Genomic DNA, 17,383 nt, shown 5'->3' with positions numbered 1-17,383 from the left:
CAACCACCACCCCCCCCCCCCCCTCGCCCCCCCCCCCCCCCCCCCCCCCCCCCCCCCCCCCCCCCCCCCCCCCGCCCCCCCCCCCCCCCCCCCCCCCCCTCGAGGCGGGTCACGGGGTGCGGAAGCCGGCGTCGGCGAGGGCGCGGCGGCCCTCGTCGGAGAACACCAGGTCGACGAACGCGCGGGCCGCCACCGGGTTGGGCGCGGCGGCCAGCGTGGCGATCGGGTACTCGTTGACCACCTGGTCGGCCTCCGGGAACGGGATGCCCTCGACCGCCCCGCCGGCCGACCGGACGTCGGTGGCGTAGACCAGCGCGGCGTCGACCTCACCCAGCTGCGCCTTGGTCAGCGCGGCCCGCACGTCCTCCTCCTGGGTGTCCGGCCGCGCGTCCACCCCGGCCGCGGCGAAGACCTGCTCGGCCGCCGTCCCGCACGGCACGGCCGGGGCGCAGACGGCCAGCGCCAGGTCGGGGTCGGCGAAGTCGGCCAGCCCGGTGACGCCACCGGGGTTGCCGGCCGGGACGGCGATCTCCAGCACGTTGCCCGCGAAGACGCTGGGCGCCCCCTCGGTCAGGCCGGCGCCGGTGACGACCTCCATCTGCCCGGTGTTCGCCGAGGCGAAGACGTCGGCCGGGGCGCCCTGGGTGATCTGGGTGGCCAGCGCCGAGCTGCCGGCGAAGTTGAACTGCACCTCCAGACCGGGGTGGTCGGACTCCAGCTCCTCGCCCAGGCCGGTGAGGACGTCGGTCAGCGAGGCGGCGGCGAAGACGGTGAGCGTGCCGGCCACCTCGTCGTCGGCCGGCGCCCCGGCGGCGTCGGTGCCGCAGCCGGCCAGCACCAGCAGGAGAGCGGCGCCCAGCAGCCGCCGGCGCCCGCGCACCGCGCGACGACCCGGCAGGTGCCCGCTCACGGCACGTCCACGCTGACCTGGGTGGCCTTGACGGTGGCCACGGCCCGGACGCCGACCTCCAGCCCCAGCTCGTCGGCGGCCTCGCGGGACATCAGCGAGACGAGCCGGAAGGGCCCGGCCTGGACCTCCACCTGCGCCATGACGGTGTCCCGGACGACGCGGGTGACGATGCCGGCCAGCCGGTTGCGGGCCGAGGACGAGCGGGTGGTGCCCGGCTGCGGCGCCTCGTGCAGCTCGGTGGCGACCCGGGCGAGCGCTGCCCCGTCGACCTGCGCCGGGCCGCCCTCCCGGGTGGCGGGCAGCCGTTCGCTGTCGATCCAGCGGCGGACGGTGTCGTCGCTCACGCCGAGCAGCGCGGCCGCCTCGGCGATGCGGTAGCTGGCGGGCACCTGGGCACCGTAGTTCCGCAACAGCGGACCCACAAGGCGTTCACGATCCGCTTGCGCGGAAGCACGCGGCAGATGATGGCACGCAACCCGGTTGCCGCGCCAGTCCACTCGCGGCTGCGCTGCGGATCGTTTGTCGATCTCGGGGGCCGGGCAGACGGCGTCGGTGACCGCGACCGCCCAGCGCCCCGCCGACCCGAAGACCACGGCCGGGGGCTCTGCCTCGGTACGGACGCGCCGCATCCGGGAGGTCGCCTGCGACGTCCTGGGCTACGCGGACTTCCGGCCCGGGCAGGAGGAGGCGATGAAGGCGGTCGCGGCCGGCCGGGACACCCTGGCGGTGCTGCCCTCCGGCGCCGGCAAGTCGGCGGTCTACACCGTGGCCGGCCTGCTGCTGGACGGGCCGGTGCTGATCGTCTCCCCGCTGGTCGCGCTCCAGCGTGACCAGGTGCAGCGCCTGGAGGAGCTGGGCGAGGACGCGGTGGGCCGGGCCGCGGTGCTGAACTCCGGCCTCTCCGCGCTCGAGCACCAGGCGGTGCTCGACGGCATGCGTGACGGAACGGTCCGCTTCTGCTTCCTGGCTCCCGAGCAGCTGGCCAAACCGGAGGTCGTCGAGGCGATCCGCACCGCGGCGCCGGCGCTGTTCGTGGTGGACGAGGCGCACTGCGTCTCCGCCTGGGGCCACGACTTCCGCCCGGACTACCTGCGCCTGGGCGGGGTGGTGCAGCAGCTGGGCCACCCCACGGTCCTGGCGCTGACCGCCACCGCGGCTCCCCCGGTGCGCGCGGAGATCGTCGAGCGGCTGGAGATGACCGACCCGGCGGTCGTGGTGGCCGGGTTCGACCGGCCGGAGATCCGGCTGGAGGTCGAGCAGCACGCCGATGCGCACGGCAAGCACACCGCCGTCCTGGACCGGGTCACCGAGTTGACCGGCCGCGGCAGCGGGATCCTGTACAGCGCCACCCGCCGGAGCACCGAGGAGCTCGCCGACGCCCTGGCCGACCGCGGGCTGCGCGCGCGGGCCTACCACGCGGGGCTGAAGAAGACCGACCGCGAGGAGGTGCAGCGGCAGTTCATGGCCGACGAGCTGGACGTCGTCGTCGCCACCACCGCCTTCGGCATGGGGATCGACAAGCCGGAGACCCGCTTCGTGGTGCACGCCGAGCCGGCCGACTCGGTCGACAGCTACTACCAGGAGATCGGCCGCGCCGGCCGGGACGGCGAGCCGGCCGTCGCCGTGCTGGTCTACCGCCAGGAGGACCTGGGGCTGCGGAGGTTATTCGCGGCCGGCGCCCCGGCCGTGGAGGAGCTGCAGCAGGTCGCCGGGCTGGTCCAGGCCGGCGTCGCGTCCGGCATGGACGGCGTCGAGGTGAAGGACCTGCGGGAGGAGACCGGCCGGCCGGCGACCCCGCTGGTGCGCGACCTGAACCTGCTGGAGCAGGCCGGCGCGGTGGTGCTGGACGACGAGGGCGCGGCGGCCCCGGCCCCCGGCGCCCCCGCGCCGGGCGAGGCCGCGGCCGCGGCCCGGGAGCTGGCCGCGCACCACGTCCGGGTCGACGAGAGCCGGATCGAGATGATGCGCGGCTACGCCGAGACCACCGGCTGCCGGCGGCAGTTCCTGCTCGGCTACTTCGGCGAGCAGCTCGACGAGCCCTGCGGCAACTGCGACAACTGCAGCGCGGGGCTCTCCCAGGAGCAGCACACCGCCGACGCCGACCACCCGTTCCCGGTGGACGCCGCCGTCGAGCACACCGAGTGGGGCCCCGGGGTCGTCATGCGGCACGAGGACGACCGGGTCGTCGTGCTGTTCGAGGAGGTCGGCTACAAGACCCTCGCCCTGCAAGCGGTGCTGGACAACGAGCTGCTGACCCGGCGGTGAGCGGGCCGGCGACCGTGCCGGCAACTCCGTTTGAGTGAGCAACCAACTACATTGCGTGCTGTCGACCGTCCGGTCGGGCAGGGTGCCCCCATGACCTCCGCCGCCGCCCGCTGGCTGCCCGGTGCCGCCCGCACCGCGGCTCCCGCGCTGCTGGTGGCCGGGCTGGCGCTCGCGGCCACCGTCGCGGCCGGCCGGTCGGCCGACGCCTCCGCCGTCCTCGTGGCCGTGCTGCTGGTGGCTGCTGCCGGGCGGCTGGTGGGCGCGCGCACCGGCGCGGGGATGCCCGAGCACGAGGTGTGGGGCCGGCTGACCCTCTCCGGCCTGGTGCTCAGCGCCGGCGTGGCCACCACGGTCGTCTGGTCCGCGGTCCCGGGTGCGCCGGAGATCGGCGGGCTGCCGATCGCGCTGGCCGTCGTCGCGACCTTCCCCGCGGTGTACGGCGGGCTGCTGCGGTGGAACCGGTTCTCGACCAGCCTGGCCGACCCGAACGACGTGCTCAACGGGGTCTCCGGCGTCCTGGTCGCCGTGGCCATCGGCAACGTGGTCGTCGACCACCTCGACGGGCAGCTGGCGCAGCTGCCCGACTGGCGGCTGCAGCCGCTGCTGGGGGCGGCCGGGGTGACCGTCGTCTACCTCGGCACCACCTGGGTGATGACCGTGATCGCCGAACTCCGCACCGACCCCCGGATCTGGCTGGTCGCCGCTGCGCTCACCTGCCTCTCCGGCGCCGCGCTGGCCGGCCTGGTCACCGCCGACCGGTCACCGGGCACCGCCGTCGCGCTGGCCGGCGTCGCCCTCGGGCTGCTCGCCGTCGCCGCGGCACTCGCCCCGCGGCGGTCCACCCCGCAACCGGCCGACCCGGTCGACTCCACGGTCGGGGCCTTCGTCGTCATCTCGATCGCGACGCTGACCCTCGTGGTCGCGGCCACCACGGCGCCGTCCTGGGCGTCCGCCGGCTGCGCCGGTCTGGCGGCGATCGGGTCGAGCCTGCGGCTGCTGGTCAACGTCCGAGACCTCGCCGAGCTGGCGGTGAGCCGGCGGGAGGCGCTCACCGACGACCTGACCGCCCTGCCCAACCGGCGGGCGGTGCTGCGCTCCGTCGAGCGGCTCTGCACGGCCGGGACGCCGTTCGTGCTCGGCCTGGTCGACCTGGACAAGTTCAAGGAGGTCAACGACGGCCTCGGGCACGCCGCCGGCGACGACCTGCTCCGGATGATCGCCCGCCGCCTGGAGGCCACCGCGGGCCCGGGCACCGTGGTCGGCCGGCTCGGCGGCGACGAGTTCGCCGTCGTCGCGCCGGTCATCGGCACACCGGGCACCGACGACCCGGCCGCCCGCCTCGGCCGCGAGCTGCTCGACCAGTTCACCGCGCCCTTCGAGGTCGCCGGGCTGGTGCTGCACAGCGGCCCCAGCATCGGGCTCAGCACCCACGAGTGCGACGCCCACGACCCGGCGACCTGCGCGACCCGGCTCCTGCGGCGGGCGGACGCCGCGCTGTACGACGCGAAACGGACCGGCTCCACCGCGCTGACCTGGGACCCCGCCCGGCACGTCGACACCAGCGGCCGGCTGACCCTGGTGGAGGAGCTGCGCGCCGGGATCGCCCGCGGCGAGCTGGTGCTGCACCACCAGCCCCAGGTGTCGATCGGCACCGGCCGCACGGTGGGCGTGGAGTCGCTGGTGCGCTGGCAGCACCCGACGCGGGGGCTCCTGCCGCCGGCGGACTTCCTGCCGCTGGCCGAGGTGCACGGCCTGATGGGCCAGCTCACCGAGGCCGTGCTCGCCCAGGCCGTCGCCCAGGCGGCTGCCTGGCACCGGGAGGGGCTGGCGCTGCGCACCTCGGTCAACCTCTCGGTCAGCAACCTGCTGGACGCATCCCTGCCGCGGCGGGTCGCCGACCTGCTGGCCGCCCACGGGCTGCCCGCCGGCTCGCTGGTGCTCGAGGTGACCGAGACGGTGCTGATGAGCGACTCGGAGGCCAGCCTCGCCGTCCTCACCGCGCTGGCCGAGCTGGGTGTCGCGGTCAGCATCGACGACTTCGGCACCGGGTACGCGTCGCTGAGCTACCTGCGTGAGCTGCCGGTGAGCGAGCTCAAGCTCGACCGGTCGTTCACCGCCGACCTGCTCACCGACGCCCGCACCGAGGCGATCGTGGCCAGCACCATCGAGCTGGCCCACCGGCTGGGCCTGCGGGTCGTCGCCGAGGGGGTCGAGCAGCTGCCCACGCTGACCCGGCTGCGCGCCCTCGGGTGCGACGAGTCGCAGGGGTACCTGCACTCCCGGCCGGTGCCGGCCGAGGAGCTGGCCCGGTCGCTGGCCCACCAGCCCCGGCCGGCCCTGCTGCAGCGCGCCTGACCCGTCCGCCGGCCGCGCCGGGCCCCACCCCCGGTGCGAGGATCGATCGGTGGACGACAGCACCAGCAGTGACCGGCGGGCCCTCGCCGTGGCCCGGCACGAGGCGCACGCCTACGCCGCCGGCGAGGAGCGGCCGCTCGGCTCCTTCCTCGCCCTGATGGGCACCTACGGCCTCGGCGTCGCCGGGCTGTCGGCCGCGGTCCGGGCCCGCGGCACCGGGCTGCCCGAGCGGCTGTCCTGGTCCGACCTGGGCCTGGTCACGGTCGCCACCCACAAGCTGGCCCGGCTGATCGCGAAGGACCCGGTCACCAGCCCGCTGCGTGCCCCGTTCACCACCTTCGCCGGGACCAGCGGTGAGGCCGAGCTGGCCGAGGAGGTCCGTGGCACCGGACCGCGCAAGGCGATCGGCGAGCTCGTCACCTGCCCGTTCTGCGTGGGCCAGTGGGTGGCCACCGGCTTCGTCTTCGGCCTGGTGCTGGCCCCCCGGCCGACCCGGCTGGCCACCTCGGTGTTCACCGCGCTCGCCGGCGCCGACGCCCTGCAGCTCGGCTACGCGAAGCTCCAGTCCTGGGCGACCTGAGCTCCCCGCGGACGGGTGATCCGGGTCGCTCGCCGTGCGCCGCCCGGCGCTGCGCGTGATCATCATCGGTGGACCGGGCCGCTGGGAGCCCGGCCGGGAGGAGTGCGCACGTGAAGGTCCTGGGCATCAACGCGATCTACCACGACCCGGCCGCGGCGCTGGTCGTCGACGGCGAGGTCGTGGCCGCGGCGGAGGAGGAGCGCTTCAGCCGGCGCAAGCACGGCAAGCGGCCCCTGCCCTGGAGCGCCTGGGAGCTGCCCGAGCTGTCCGCGGCCTGGTGCCTGAGGCAGGCCGGCATCCGGCCCGAGGAGCTCGACGCGGTCGCCTACTCCTTCGACCCCGCGCTGATGGGCACCCCGGAGGAGTCCGGGCTGTTCGACGACGGCGACGTCATGCGCAAGAAGTACGCCGAGATGGCGCCGGACTTCCTGGCCCACGCGCTGCCCGGGCTCGACCCGGCGAAGGTGCGGTTCGTCAAGCACCACGTCGCGCACGCGGCCTCGGCCGGTCTCGCCGCCCCGGGGCACCAGGGACGCCGGGACAACGCGGTGCTGGTGCTCGACGGGCGCGGTGAGGCGCACAGCCACCTGGCCGGCCGCTACGTCGACGGTCAGCTGGAGGTGCTGGCGGGCCAGGCCCTGCCGCACTCCCTCGGCCTGATGTACGAGGACCTCACCGACCACCTGGGCTTCCTGCGCAGCTCCGACGAGTTCAAGGTCATGGCGATGGCCAGCTACGGCAAGCCGCGCTTCCTGGGCGAGCTGTCCGAGCTGATCCGGGCCACCGACGACGGCGGCTTCCGCACCGAGCAGATCGACTACACCGAGTTCGCCCCCCGCCTGGGCAAGGGCGACCAGTGGACCTCCGACCACGCCGACCTGGCCGCCAGCGTGCAGACCCGGCTGGAGGAGGTGCTCGTCGACCTGGCCCGCTGGGTGCACGAGCAGACCGGTGAGAAGACCCTGACCCTGGCCGGCGGCACCGCCCTCAACTGCGTGGCCAACACCCGGGTGCTGGCCGAGAGCCCGTTCGAGCAGGTCTGGGTGCAGCCCGCCGCCGGCGACGCGGGGACGGCGCTGGGCGCCGCCCTGCACGTGGCCCGCGAGCTGGGCGAGCAGACCCAGCCCATGCCCGGGGCCGCCCTGGGCCGCGGCTGGAGCGACGACGAGATCGAGCAGGTGCTCCGGACGGCGGCGATCGACTACGAGCGCCCGGACGACGTCGCCGAGGCCGTGGCCGAGGTGCTGGCCGACAACGGCATCGTCGCCTGGTTCCAGGGCCGCAGCGAGTACGGCCCGCGCGCGCTGGGCCACCGCTCGCTGCTGGCCCACCCCGGCTTCGAGGCCAACCTCGAGCGGATGAACGACGTGAAGGGCCGCGAGCAGTTCCGCCCGGTCGCGCCGATGGTGCTGCTGGAGAAGGCGCCGGAGATCTTCAGCCGCGGTCCGATCCCCTCGCCGTACATGCTGTTCGTGCACGACGTGGCCGAGGAGTGGCGGGACCGCATCCCCACCGTCACCCACGTCGACGGGACGGCGCGGATCCAGACGATCGACCCGGAGGTCTCCCCGCTGGTGCACCGGATGATCTCGGCGTTCGAGCGGCGCACCGGCCTGCCCGTGGTGGTGAACACCAGCCTGAACACCGCCGGCCGGCCGATGGTCGACGACCCCCGGGACGCGCTGGAGTGCTTCGGCTCGGCGCCGGTCGACCTGCTGGCGATCGGCCCGTTCGTCGTCCGCCGGCCGAAGGCGACGCCCCGCCCGGCATGAGGTGACGATCGGATGACGACCGTCACCCGTCCGGGTGGCGGTCGTTTCCGTACCGCCTGCCTGGGAACTCCCTGGGCGGCCTGCTGAGACCTGGCGGGCCACGCCGAACGGGAGGACCACCATGTCCACTGCAGACCTGCCCGGCGCCGGCAGCCGGGGCCGTACCTGGCCCCAGTGGCTGTCGCTCGCCTTCGGCGTCGTCTACCTCGCCATCGGGGTCATCGGGTTCTTCATCACCGGGTTCGACGACTTCTTCGGGATGTCGGACGACACGCTGCTCGGCTTCATGATCAACCCGATGCACAACGTCGTGCACATCGTCATCGGCCTGGCCGGCATCGTCCTGGCCAGCTCGCTGCGCGGCGCGCGGACCTACGGCTGGCTGCTGGCCATCGGTTACGGCGCCGCCTTCGTCTACGGGCTCATCGCCCAGGGCGAGGACTGGGACTTCCTCAACATCAACACCGCGGACAACGTGCTGCACATCGTGACCGCGGTGATCGGCCTGGTCATCGCGCTCGGCCCGGTGAACACCGTGGACACCGCGCGCGGACCGGACCAGTCCCTGCGCCGCTGATCCCGGCGAGTCCCGCACCAGCACCATCCCGACCGCCCGGACACCGACCTGGTGTCCGGGCGGTCGCGCGTCCGGGCCCCGGTGCCAGACCCCGGCGAGGCGCACGTCACGTCCGGCGCTAACGTCCGGACATGGACTTCACCCTCTCCGCCAAGGCCGAGGACGTCAGTGGCCGGATGTGGGACTTCATGCGGGAGCACGTCTTCCCCGCTGAGCCCGTCTACGACGAGTGGCGCGCCGCGCGCGGCCACGACGACCACGCCCACCCCCCGATCCTGGAAGAGCTCAAGGCCGAGGCGCGCCGCCGCGGCCTGTGGAACCTCTTCCACCACGAGCTCGGGGGGATGACCAACCTCGAGTACGCATCGATCGCCGAGATCATGGGCTGGTCGCCGGTGATCGCGCCGGAGGTGACCAACTGCGGCGCCCCGGACACCGGGAACATGGAGACCCTGATGCTCTTCGGGACCCCGGAGCAGAAGGAGCGCTGGCTCACCCCGCTGCTGGAGGGGGAGATCCGCTCGGGTTTCGCGATGACCGAGCCGGACGTCGCCAGCTCCGACGCCCGCAACATCCAGACCTCGATCGTCCGGGACGGCGACGAGTACGTGATCAACGGGCGCAAGTGGTGGACCAGCGGCGCCGCCGACGAGCGCTGCCAGGTCTTCATCGTGATGGGCAAGACCGACCCGGAGGGCGCCGCGCACCGCCAGCAGTCGATGGTGCTGGTGCCCCGGGACACCCCGGGCCTGGAGATCGTCCGGCACCTGCCGGTGTTCGGCTACCAGGACCAGCACGGGCACTCGGAGCTGCGCTTCACCGACGTCCGGGTGCCGGTGGGCAACATCCTGTCCGGCGAGGGCGACGGCTTCATGATCGCCCAGGCCCGGCTGGGCCCCGGCCGCATCCACCACTGCATGCGGGCGATCGGCATGGCCGAGCGGGCGCTGGCGCTGATGGTGGAGCGGGCGAAGTCCCGGGTCGCCTTCGGTCGCCCACTGGCCGAGCAGGGCACCGTGCGGGAGTCGATCGCGCTGTCCCGGATCGAGATCGACCAGGCCCGGCTCTACGTGCTGCAGACCGCCGACCTGATCGACCGGTTCGGCGCCAAGGGCGCGCGCACCGAGATCTCCGCGATCAAGGTGGCCGCGCCGCGGGTGGCGCTGGACGTCATCGACCGGGCCATCCAGGTGCACGGCGGGGCCGGGGTCAGCGGCGACACCGTGCTGGCCCGCTTCTACGCCAGCGCGCGCACGCTGCGCATCGTCGACGGCCCGGACGCCGTGCACGTCCGTGGCGTCGCCAAGGAGGAGCTCGCCCGCGAGCGCCCCTTCGCCGGCTGATCCCGGTGGGCCTGCCGCACCCCGGCGGGCCCACCGGCGTCACGGCGCGAGCGTGCCCCCGAACGCGCCGCCGGCCAGCTTGGCCATCAGCTGCGTGCGGTCCAGGCCGGCCCCGGCGAGCGCGTCGCCGTCCCGGTCGGTGTCGATCTGCTCCGGCAGACCCGCCTCCACCCGGTCCGCGGTGTCGTTGTCGCCCTCGGTGCGCAGCACCTGGACCAACTGCTCCCTGCTGATCTGCACGGCCGCCCCCTCTCCTTGACGTGTCACCGATCACACTGCCTGGTCGTCCCCGAGATCGCCAGATGGTCACGATCAGGTCACGGAGACACCCTCCCCGGCCGGCCCACCGCGTCATAGAGGGTGACGACGACGGGGGGAGACCGGTGCGAGCCGAGCACGAGGAAGCGTTCGAGGCGTTCGTCGCCGCACGCTCCGACGACCTGCTGCGGGTCGGCTTCCTGCTGACCGCCGACCGCGGCCACGCCGAGGACCTGCTGCAGACGGCACTCCTCAAGGCCTACCGGCACTGGGGCCGGATCTCCGGCGAGGACGCCTACCCCTACGTGCGCCGGGTGCTGGTCACCAGCGCCGCGAGCTGGCGCCGGCGGCGCACCACGCAGGAGATCGTCGCCCTCCCGGCGCACGACACCCCCGAGCCCCCGACGACCTGGCCGCACGCACCCGGCTGCGGCACCGCCGGCAGCGCCGCCAGCAGGCGGCGGTGGTCGGCGTCGGGCTCGCCGTCGCGCTGGTCTTCGGGTCGGTGCCGGTGCTGCGCGGCCTGCTGCCCGAGACCGGGACGACGCAGGACGCCGCCGCGCCGTCTCGAGGCGTGAGCACGCAGAGCCTCTACGACCTGCCTCCCCGCGGGGCGCTCGCCGGTGACGACGCCTGGCTGCAGGCGGTGGCCGCGCTGCCGTGGCGGGCCGGTGAGTTCGACCCGGACACCCCGCCGCCGGTCGACAGCCACCGGGTGGCCTGGGCCGGTGACGAGGCCGGACTGCGGATCGCCTTCGTGCTGGGCCAGGTCGACGGCCGGCTCAGCGGCACCTGGTTCACCGGCCCGGCCGGCGCGGGGCCCGCCGAGATGGCCCAGGCCACCGGCGTCCAGCGGCTCGTCCGCAACCAGCCGCTGGCCTTCGTCGACACCGCGGACGGCGGGGCGTCCGGCGTCCTGGTCGTCGTCGGCCTGCCCGGCGACACCGTGGAGTACGTGGCGGGCACCACCGTGACCGCGGCCGGCGCGGAACAGGTGGACCGGGGGCCGCTGCCCGGCGAGGACGGCGTCGCGGCGGGTGCGGTCAGCGCCCCCCGCAGCGTGCGGGCCGTCGTCTCGAGGAACGGGCAGGAGCTCGACTCGATGAGCTACGTGACCTCCGACCGGGCGGCCGCGAGCGCGCAGACCCCGCTCGAGGAGCTCGCCGACCCGCGTGGCCTCGGCTCCCGGGTCTCCGCGCAGGCGGTGCAGCAGGTGCTCCAGCTGCTCGTGACCACCTACGGGTCCGGCCTGGACGGCGCGACCCCCGTGCTGCTCGCGGCCGGACCGACCGGGAGCGGGGAGATGGTGCTGGCCGGCGTCACGTTCCGGTCCGGCGCGACCGTGCTCGCGGTCGGCACCACCCGGCGGGAGGCCGACGGGTCGACGACCGGCTCGATCTCGACCGCCGACCCGCAGCCCGCCGGCAGCCCGCTGACCGACCAGCTGCTCGCCGTGCGGCTGGGCGGGGACGTCGCGGTGCAGGGGCCGGAGGCGACCACCGTCGCGGAGGTCCGGGACGACGACGCCACGCCGCTCGCCACCCTGCCGCTGACCGCGGGGAGCGGGGTGGGCAGCCCCGGCGAGGGATCGGCCACGGTCCGCTTCTCGGGTGCGGACGGCACCCTCGCCGAGGTCGTGGTCAGCGAGCTCGGCCGGTGACCGGGGAGCCCGCGTCGGTCGTCGCGATGCGGCAGCTGGCCGCCGAGGCCCGCGGCCGGCGGATGTCAGCGCGGCTGCGCCCGACGCACCAGCAGGCCGCCCACCGCCGCCACGACCAGGCCCACCGCCACCTGGGCGATGCCGATCCCACCGCGGTCGCTGCCGAACCAGGTGACCGAGGAGACCAGCAGGACGACGGCGATGCCCAGCAGGAAGAGGCCGATCTGCCGCTCTCGAGGGGCGCGCGGCTCCGGTGACGTCATGACGTCGACCTTCTCAGACCGGGCTGAGAGCGGTTCCAGTGCGCTGGGCACCCCGGAGCCGCCCGGCCGGTGACAGGCTGGGGGCCATGCGCCAGGACCGCCGGCCAGCGGTGACGATCGAGCACGTGGCCCGCGCGGCGGGCGTCTCCCGGGCCACGGTGTCCCGGGTGCTCACCGGGTCGGGGCCGTCCTCCGCCGACGCGGCGCAGCGGGTGCGCGCCGCCGCCGAGCGGCTGGGCTACACCGCCGACCCGGTCGCCCGGGCCCTGGTGCACGACCGGGGCACCCGGCTCGTCGTGGCGGTGACCAGCGCCTCCCCCACCGACCTCGTCGACTGCCCTTACGTGTCCCGGGTGGTCGGCTCGGCCGCCCAGCGGTGCGCCGGCGACGACCTGGGGGTGGCGCTCCAGTGGCTGCCGCTGGGGGCACCGGAGCCCACGCTGGAGGCGCTGGCCCGGGACCGCTCGGTCGCCGGGGTGGTGCTGGTCAACACCACCCGCCGGGCGCTGGCCGCCCTGCCGCCCCGGCTGGCCGGGCGGGTGGTCTCCATCGGGGCGGGCTCCGCCGCCGTCCCCCTGGTCGACGTGGACACCGCGGCGGCCGCGACCGCGCTCACCGGCCACCTGCTCACCTCCGGCCGCCGCCGCATCGCCATGCTGGCCGGGCCGCCGTGGCTGCCCTGCGCCGACCGCCCGGTGGCCGCCTACCGGGCCGCGGTCGGGGCCGCCGGCCTGCCCGAGCGGGTGCTGGCCGGCGACTTCACCACCGAGAGCGGCCGGCTCGGCGCGGCGGAGGCGCTGCGCCACTGGCCGGACACCGACGCCCTGTACGCCATCTGCGACGAGACCGCGCTGGGCGCGATCCAGGCGCTCCGGGCGCTGGGCCGGCGCGTGCCGGAGGACGTCGCGGTGACCGGCTTCGACGACCTGCCGCTGGCCGCGTTCAGCGGGCCGGCCCTGACCACCGCGACCCACCCGGTCGAGCAGATCGCCGCCTCGGCGGCGGGCAGCCTGCTCGACCGGGACCGCACGCCGGTGACCCTGTTCGACTCGGAGCTGGTGGTCCGGCAGAGCGCCTGAGCGGGCGGGTCAGATCGCTGCGGGGTAGCGGGAGTGCTCGGGGAAGTTGCCGTACAGCAGCTCGTTCTCCGGGCCCTGGGTGACCGCCTGCACCAGCAGCTCGCCGCCGACGAAGCAGCCCAGCCACGAGGCGCCGCGGCCGCCGAACGGCTCGGCCCGGTCGCCGCGGGACCGGGGCTTGTTGATGCCGACCTTGAACGCCTGCACCTCCCGGGCCAGCCGGCGGGCCTTGTCCTCGTCGTCGCAGGCCAGGCTGGCGACGAGCGCGCCGTTGGAGGCGTTCATCTGGGCCAGCAGCTCCGCCTCGGAGTCGACGACGACGATCGTGTCGATCGGCCCGAACGGCTCGGCGTGCATCAGCGCGCTGGCCCCGGCCGGGGAGAGCAGTGCGGCGGGCGCGACGTAGGCGGAGGTGTCCTGGCCGGTGATGAACCGGCCGTCGGAGACGCTCCCCCGGTACAGCGGGACGGCGCCGCGGTGCATGGCGTCGTCGACCCGGCGGCCCAGCTCCTGGGCCTTGGCGGCGCTGATCACCGGGCCGAAGTCCAGGGCGGGGAGGTCGTCGCCGTCGGCCTCGACGGCCAGCGGGTGGCCGAAGCGCAGCGACTGCACGACCGGCAGGTAGGTGGCCAGGAACTGGTCGACCAGCTCCCGCTGGACGACGTAGCGCGGGTAGGCGGTGCAGCGCTGCTTGCCGTACTCGAAGCCCTTCTTCAGGTGCGCGGCCAGCCCGGCCCAGTCGGAGAACTCCCAGATGCCCCAGGCGTTGAGCCCCTCCTGCTCGAGCATGTGCCGCTTGCCGGTGTCCAGCAGGTCCGCGGCGACCTTGCCGCCGTTGGAGCGGCCGCCGACGAAGGCCAGCGCACCGATCTCCGGTGAGCGCACCAGCACGCTGGACAGCTCCGCGCCGCCGCCGGACAGCAGCGTGACCGGCAGCCCCGCACGCGCCATCAGTGCGTGCGCCAGGGTCAGGCAGGCCGCGCCGCCCTGGGACGGCGTCTTGGCCAGCACCGCGTTGCCGGCCAGCAGCTGCACCAGCTCGGCGTGCACCAGCACCGACATCGGGTAGTTCCAGCTGGCGATGTTGGAGACCGGGCCGGCCAGCGGGGCGCGGTCGCCGAGCATGGCGTCGATCTCCTCGACGTACCAGCGGACGCCGTCCAGGGCCCGGTCGACGTCGGCGCAGGCCAGCTTCCAGGGCTTGCCGATCTCCCAGGCCAGCAGGAGCGCCAGCTCGTCGCGGGCGGCGGCCATCGCCTCGACGGCGGCGGTCACCCGCGCCTTACGCTCGGCCAGCGGGGTCCGGGCCCACTCGCGGTGCGCGGCCGCCGCGGCCAGCACGGCGTGCTGGGCCTCGCCGGCGGACAGTCGCGGGAGGCCGGTCAGCTTGGTGCCGTCGACCGGGGTGACCAGCGGTTCGGGGCTGCCGATCGGCCGCCAGGCGCCGTCCACCAGGTTGTGCAGCCGGTCGGTGCCGAACGCCTCGGGGGTGAGGTCGGCGGCGCGGCCGAGCACCGCCGCCCACTCGGTGCCGGGCTTGACGTGCAGGGCCGGGGGCGTCGTGGCTGCCATGGCGGCACTCTGCCAGTCGTCCTGGACGTCTGGGGAGTGACACGGCTCACGTCGGGTCGGCGATCGTTGCCCGACCGTGATCCACCGGCCGCACGCGAGCCGGTGACGCAGGGCACAGTGAGACAGGCCACTGCCCGACCACCCGACGGAGGACAACCGATGCAACGACGCCGGCTCACCGTTCCCGCTCTCCTCACCGCATCCGCACTCGCCCTGGCCGGCTGCGGCGGAGCCGAGGACGAGCCCGCGACGGGAGGGGGTGGGGACGACGCCGCGGCGGCGGACTACCCGACCGACGACATCACCCTCTACGTCCCCTACGCCGCGGGCGGCCCGACCGACCTGGCCGCGCGCACGATCGGCGACTGCCTCTCCGCGGAGTTCGGGCAGACCGTCGTGGTGGAGAACCGCCCCGGCGCCTCCGGGTCGCTGGGCATGCAGGCGATGCTCGCCGGCGGCGACGACGGCTACAGCCTGTCGTTGATCGCCGTCCCGGCCACCGCGACCAACCCGCTGAACCAGGACGTCGGCTACACCAACGAGGACTACGTCCCGATCGCCGCCGTCACCGAGATCCCCTCGGTGCTCGCGGTCGGCGAGGACTCCGAGTACGCCGACGCCGAGGCGTTCTTCCAGGCCGCCGAGGAGAACCCCGGCCAGCTCAACGTCGGCGTCCCGGGTGCGACGACGTCCCAGGCGATGGAGCTGCAGCGGATGGCGGAGGAGTACGACGTCCAGCTGACCGCGGTGCCGTTCACCGGGAACGCCGAGATGACCACGGCGCTGCTCGGCGGCAACGTGGACGCCGTCTTCATCAACGCCTCCGAGGACGTGCTGCAGAACGTCGAGGCCGGCAGCTTCGTGCCGCTGGCGGTGAGCCCGGCCGAGCAGGTCGACTACCTGGAGGGCGTGCCCACGCTGGCCGAGTCCGGCTTCGAGGAGCTGACCAACAGCGTGTCGGTGTTCGGCCTGGCGGCGCCGGCCGGCACGCCGGACGACGTCGTGCAGACCCTGGAGGAGACGGTCAGCGGCTGCCTGGAGCAGCCGGAGACCCAGGAGCGGCTCGGCGAGCAGTACGTGCCCGACGAGTTCATCGGCTCGGCCGCCTTCGCCGACCGGATCGACGAGATCGTCGAGGCCTACGGCCCGATCCTGCAGGACTGACCCGCCGGCCGGTGCCGTCCGGGCGCACCCCGCCCGGACGGCACCGGTGCGACCCCCTACGGGCTGGGCAGCACCTCCTCGGCGGTGGCCAGGAAGCCGGCCAGCACCGGCGAGGGGTCGTCCCGCCGCCAGGCGAGCGCGATCGGCACCCGCACGTCGACCCCGCCGGCGATCGGCCGGAAGACGACCCCCTCCAGCTGCAGTTGCGCGGCCGAGGCCGGCATCAGCGTCACGCCGACGGCGGCGCCGACGAGGGCGACGACGGTGTGCGTGTCCGGAGCCTCCTGCACGACCCGCGGGGTGAAGCCGGCCGAGAAGCAGGCGTGCACGGCGGCGTCGCGCAGCGCCGACCCCTGCCGCGACGGGTAGGTGACGAACGGGTCGCCGGACAGGTCGGCCAGGTCCACCGCCTCCTGCGCGGCGAGCGGGTGGTCCAGCGGCAGCACCGCCATCAGCGGCTCGTTGAGGATGACCCGGCTGGCCAGCGGCCCGTCGGGCACCGGCGCGCGGAGGAAGCCGACGTCGATGCGGCCGTCCAGCAGCGCACCGACCTGGGCGCCGCTGAACACCGCGGGGTGCAGGTCCAGCCGCACCAGCGGGTAGCGCCGGCGGTAGGCACGGGCCATCCGCGGCAGCAGACGCCAGGTGATCGCCCCGGTCACCCCGACCCGGAGCTCGCCCCGGGCGCCCCGCTCGGTGGCCAGCACCGACTCCCGCGCCCGGTCGACCTCGGCCAGCACCCGGCGGACGTGCTCCAGGAAGACCACCCCGGCCCCGGTCAGCCGCACCTGCCGGGTGGTGCGCTCCAGCAGCAGCGTCCCGACGTCCTGCTCGAGGTGCTTGATCTGCTGGCTCAGCGCCGGCTGGGCCGTGTGCAGCCGGGCGGCGGCCCGGCCGAAGTGCAGCTCCTCGGCCACGGCCGCGAAGGCCCGCAGGTGACGCAGCTCCATCGGGCCTCCCCATTGATGCACCACCGGTCTCGATCAGTGGCCCATTCCGTATTGGACCATTCTCAAAGCCCGCCCTAGTGTCCTGGGTCACACGCAGCGTCGACGAGGACGAGGTGAGCAGGTGCACGGCTCCACAGCGGCGTCCGAGACCGGGACGGAGGGGACGGCTGCCCGGGGACACCGGTGGCTGGGGCTGCACCGGGTCGCGCCCCTGCTGCTGCTCGCCCTCGGGGTGGCGGCGATCGTCGGCTCCCGCGGGCTGGGCCTGGGCGAGCTGACCGCGCCCGGGCCGGGGCTCTGGCCGTTCATCGTCTCGCTGCTGCTGACCGGCACCGCGGCCGTCCTGGTCCTGCTCGACCCGGCCGAGGACTACGAGCCCTGGACCCGCGGCACGGTGCGGATCATCGCCGGGCTGGTCAGCCTCGGCGTCTTCATCCTGCTGTTCCAGACCCTCGGCTTCGTCGTCGCGGCCTTCCTGATGCTGCTGGTGTGGCTGCGCGTGTTCGGCGGGGAGTCCTGGCGGCTGACCCTGGTGCTCGCCGCCGGCGGCACGGCCGTCATGTACCTGCTGTTCGTCGAGGCGCTGGGCGTGCCGTTCCCCGACGGTCTCGTCGACGCCGTGATCGGGGGCTGAC

At 74.9% G+C, this 17,383-nt stretch carries 17 protein-coding genes; 11 read left to right on the top strand and 6 right to left on the bottom strand.

Going from position 1 to position 17,383, the window contains the following annotated elements; all coding sequences use genetic code 11:
• Positions 1–109: 109 nt before the first annotated feature.
• Positions 110–910, bottom strand: coding sequence for a molybdate ABC transporter substrate-binding protein (modA, locus tag ACJTNH_RS17860; protein WP_458178077.1), 801 nt, complete (start codon positions 908–910; stop codon positions 110–112).
• Entirely contained in the window at positions 907–1,299 is a 393-nt protein-coding gene (locus ACJTNH_RS17855) for a TOBE domain-containing protein (protein WP_458178075.1), read from the bottom strand. The genes modA and ACJTNH_RS17855 overlap by 4 nt, the downstream gene beginning before the upstream one ends.
• Before the next feature lie 163 nt (positions 1,300–1,462).
• Between ACJTNH_RS17855 and ACJTNH_RS17850 the strand changes: the two genes are divergently transcribed.
• The 6 genes from ACJTNH_RS17850 (at position 1,463) to ACJTNH_RS17825 (ending at position 9,802) form a co-directional block, all read left to right on the top strand.
• On the top strand, positions 1,463–3,175 hold the full coding sequence (locus tag ACJTNH_RS17850) for a RecQ family ATP-dependent DNA helicase (RefSeq protein ID WP_458178073.1): 1,713 nt from the start codon (positions 1,463–1,465) through the stop codon (positions 3,173–3,175).
• A gap of 90 nt (positions 3,176–3,265) precedes the next feature.
• Positions 3,266–5,530 carry a putative bifunctional diguanylate cyclase/phosphodiesterase gene (locus ACJTNH_RS17845; RefSeq protein WP_458178071.1) on the top strand — a complete coding sequence of 755 codons (2,265 nt, stop codon included), beginning with the start codon at positions 3,266–3,268 and terminating at the stop codon, positions 5,528–5,530.
• 49 nt (positions 5,531–5,579) lie between these two features.
• The gene (locus tag ACJTNH_RS17840) at positions 5,580–6,110 is read left to right on the top strand and encodes a DUF1360 domain-containing protein (RefSeq protein WP_458178069.1); all 531 of its coding nucleotides are present in this window, start codon (positions 5,580–5,582) and stop codon (positions 6,108–6,110) included.
• Positions 6,111–6,220: 110 nt separating this feature from the next.
• The gene (locus tag ACJTNH_RS17835; RefSeq protein WP_458178067.1) at positions 6,221–7,882 is read left to right on the top strand and encodes a carbamoyltransferase family protein; all 1,662 of its coding nucleotides are present in this window, start codon (positions 6,221–6,223) and stop codon (positions 7,880–7,882) included.
• Between the two features lie 121 nt (positions 7,883–8,003).
• Entirely contained in the window at positions 8,004–8,459 is a 456-nt protein-coding gene (locus tag ACJTNH_RS17830; protein ID WP_458178065.1) for a DUF4383 domain-containing protein, read from the top strand.
• A gap of 131 nt (positions 8,460–8,590) precedes the next feature.
• The gene (locus ACJTNH_RS17825) at positions 8,591–9,802 is read left to right on the top strand and encodes an acyl-CoA dehydrogenase family protein (protein WP_458178063.1); all 1,212 of its coding nucleotides are present in this window, start codon (positions 8,591–8,593) and stop codon (positions 9,800–9,802) included.
• A gap of 39 nt (positions 9,803–9,841) precedes the next feature.
• On the opposite strand, the gene ACJTNH_RS17820 is transcribed toward ACJTNH_RS17825, so the two are convergent.
• On the bottom strand, positions 9,842–10,042 hold the full coding sequence (locus tag ACJTNH_RS17820) for a hypothetical protein (protein ID WP_458178061.1): 201 nt from the start codon (positions 10,040–10,042) through the stop codon (positions 9,842–9,844).
• A gap of 143 nt (positions 10,043–10,185) precedes the next feature.
• Between ACJTNH_RS17820 and ACJTNH_RS17815 the strand changes: the two genes are divergently transcribed.
• Together ACJTNH_RS17815 and ACJTNH_RS17810 are read left to right on the top strand one after the other, a co-directional pair.
• A complete protein-coding gene (locus ACJTNH_RS17815) occupies positions 10,186–10,638 on the top strand; it encodes a sigma factor (RefSeq protein WP_458178059.1) in 453 nt (150 codons plus the stop codon).
• Positions 10,524–11,720: a hypothetical protein gene (locus ACJTNH_RS17810; RefSeq protein ID WP_458178057.1), complete on the top strand. Its 1,197-nt coding sequence runs from the start codon at positions 10,524–10,526 to the stop codon at positions 11,718–11,720. The genes ACJTNH_RS17815 and ACJTNH_RS17810 overlap by 115 nt, the downstream gene beginning before the upstream one ends.
• A 65-nt stretch (positions 11,721–11,785) precedes the next feature.
• On the opposite strand, the gene ACJTNH_RS17805 is transcribed toward ACJTNH_RS17810, so the two are convergent.
• Positions 11,786–11,983, bottom strand: a complete 198-nt coding sequence (locus tag ACJTNH_RS17805; RefSeq protein ID WP_222194739.1) for a hypothetical protein — start codon at positions 11,981–11,983, stop codon at positions 11,786–11,788.
• A gap of 86 nt (positions 11,984–12,069) precedes the next feature.
• Here ACJTNH_RS17805 and ACJTNH_RS17800 point away from each other — a divergent pair, with 86 nt between their 5' ends.
• Positions 12,070–13,062: a LacI family DNA-binding transcriptional regulator gene (locus ACJTNH_RS17800; protein ID WP_458178055.1), complete on the top strand. Its 993-nt coding sequence runs from the start codon at positions 12,070–12,072 to the stop codon at positions 13,060–13,062.
• 9 nt (positions 13,063–13,071) lie between these two features.
• Here ACJTNH_RS17800 and ACJTNH_RS17795 read toward each other — a convergent pair whose 3' ends face one another.
• Positions 13,072–14,634, bottom strand: coding sequence for an aldehyde dehydrogenase family protein (locus ACJTNH_RS17795; protein WP_458178053.1), 1,563 nt, complete (start codon positions 14,632–14,634; stop codon positions 13,072–13,074).
• Between the two features lie 159 nt (positions 14,635–14,793).
• Between ACJTNH_RS17795 and ACJTNH_RS17790 the strand changes: the two genes are divergently transcribed.
• A complete protein-coding gene (locus ACJTNH_RS17790) occupies positions 14,794–15,798 on the top strand; it encodes a tripartite tricarboxylate transporter substrate binding protein (protein ID WP_458178051.1) in 1,005 nt (334 codons plus the stop codon).
• Between the two features lie 56 nt (positions 15,799–15,854).
• On the opposite strand, the gene ACJTNH_RS17785 is transcribed toward ACJTNH_RS17790, so the two are convergent.
• Positions 15,855–16,748 carry a LysR substrate-binding domain-containing protein gene (locus ACJTNH_RS17785; RefSeq protein ID WP_458178049.1) on the bottom strand — a complete coding sequence of 298 codons (894 nt, stop codon included), beginning with the start codon at positions 16,746–16,748 and terminating at the stop codon, positions 15,855–15,857.
• A gap of 121 nt (positions 16,749–16,869) precedes the next feature.
• Between ACJTNH_RS17785 and ACJTNH_RS17780 the strand changes: the two genes are divergently transcribed.
• Entirely contained in the window at positions 16,870–17,382 is a 513-nt protein-coding gene (locus ACJTNH_RS17780; protein WP_458178047.1) for a tripartite tricarboxylate transporter TctB family protein, read from the top strand.
• The last annotated feature ends 1 nt before the right edge of the window (position 17,383 follow it).

Source organism: Modestobacter lacusdianchii (assembly GCF_054177765.1).
Note: the sequence above shows the minus strand (reverse complement) of the source record. Positions and strands in the feature narration are given on the sequence as shown.

What these genes read in the sequence shown, in the direction of transcription:
- ACJTNH_RS17845 (WP_458178071.1), top strand. Translation starts at nt 3,266, where the DNA reads ATGACCTCCGCCGCCGCCCGCTGGCTGCCCGGTGCCGCCCGCACCGCG.
- ACJTNH_RS17830 (WP_458178065.1), top strand. Translation starts at nt 8,004, where the DNA reads ATGTCCACTGCAGACCTGCCCGGCGCCGGCAGCCGGGGCCGTACCTGG.
- ACJTNH_RS17825 (WP_458178063.1), top strand. Translation starts at nt 8,591, where the DNA reads ATGGACTTCACCCTCTCCGCCAAGGCCGAGGACGTCAGTGGCCGGATG.
- ACJTNH_RS17805 (WP_222194739.1), bottom strand. Translation starts at nt 11,983, where the DNA reads ATGACGTCACCGGAGCCGCGCGCCCCTCGAGAGCGGCAGATCGGCCTC.
- ACJTNH_RS17800 (WP_458178055.1), top strand. Translation starts at nt 12,070, where the DNA reads ATGCGCCAGGACCGCCGGCCAGCGGTGACGATCGAGCACGTGGCCCGC.
- ACJTNH_RS17795 (WP_458178053.1), bottom strand. Translation starts at nt 14,634, where the DNA reads ATGGCAGCCACGACGCCCCCGGCCCTGCACGTCAAGCCCGGCACCGAG.
- ACJTNH_RS17790 (WP_458178051.1), top strand. Translation starts at nt 14,794, where the DNA reads ATGCAACGACGCCGGCTCACCGTTCCCGCTCTCCTCACCGCATCCGCA.
- ACJTNH_RS17785 (WP_458178049.1), bottom strand. Translation starts at nt 16,748, where the DNA reads ATGGAGCTGCGTCACCTGCGGGCCTTCGCGGCCGTGGCCGAGGAGCTG.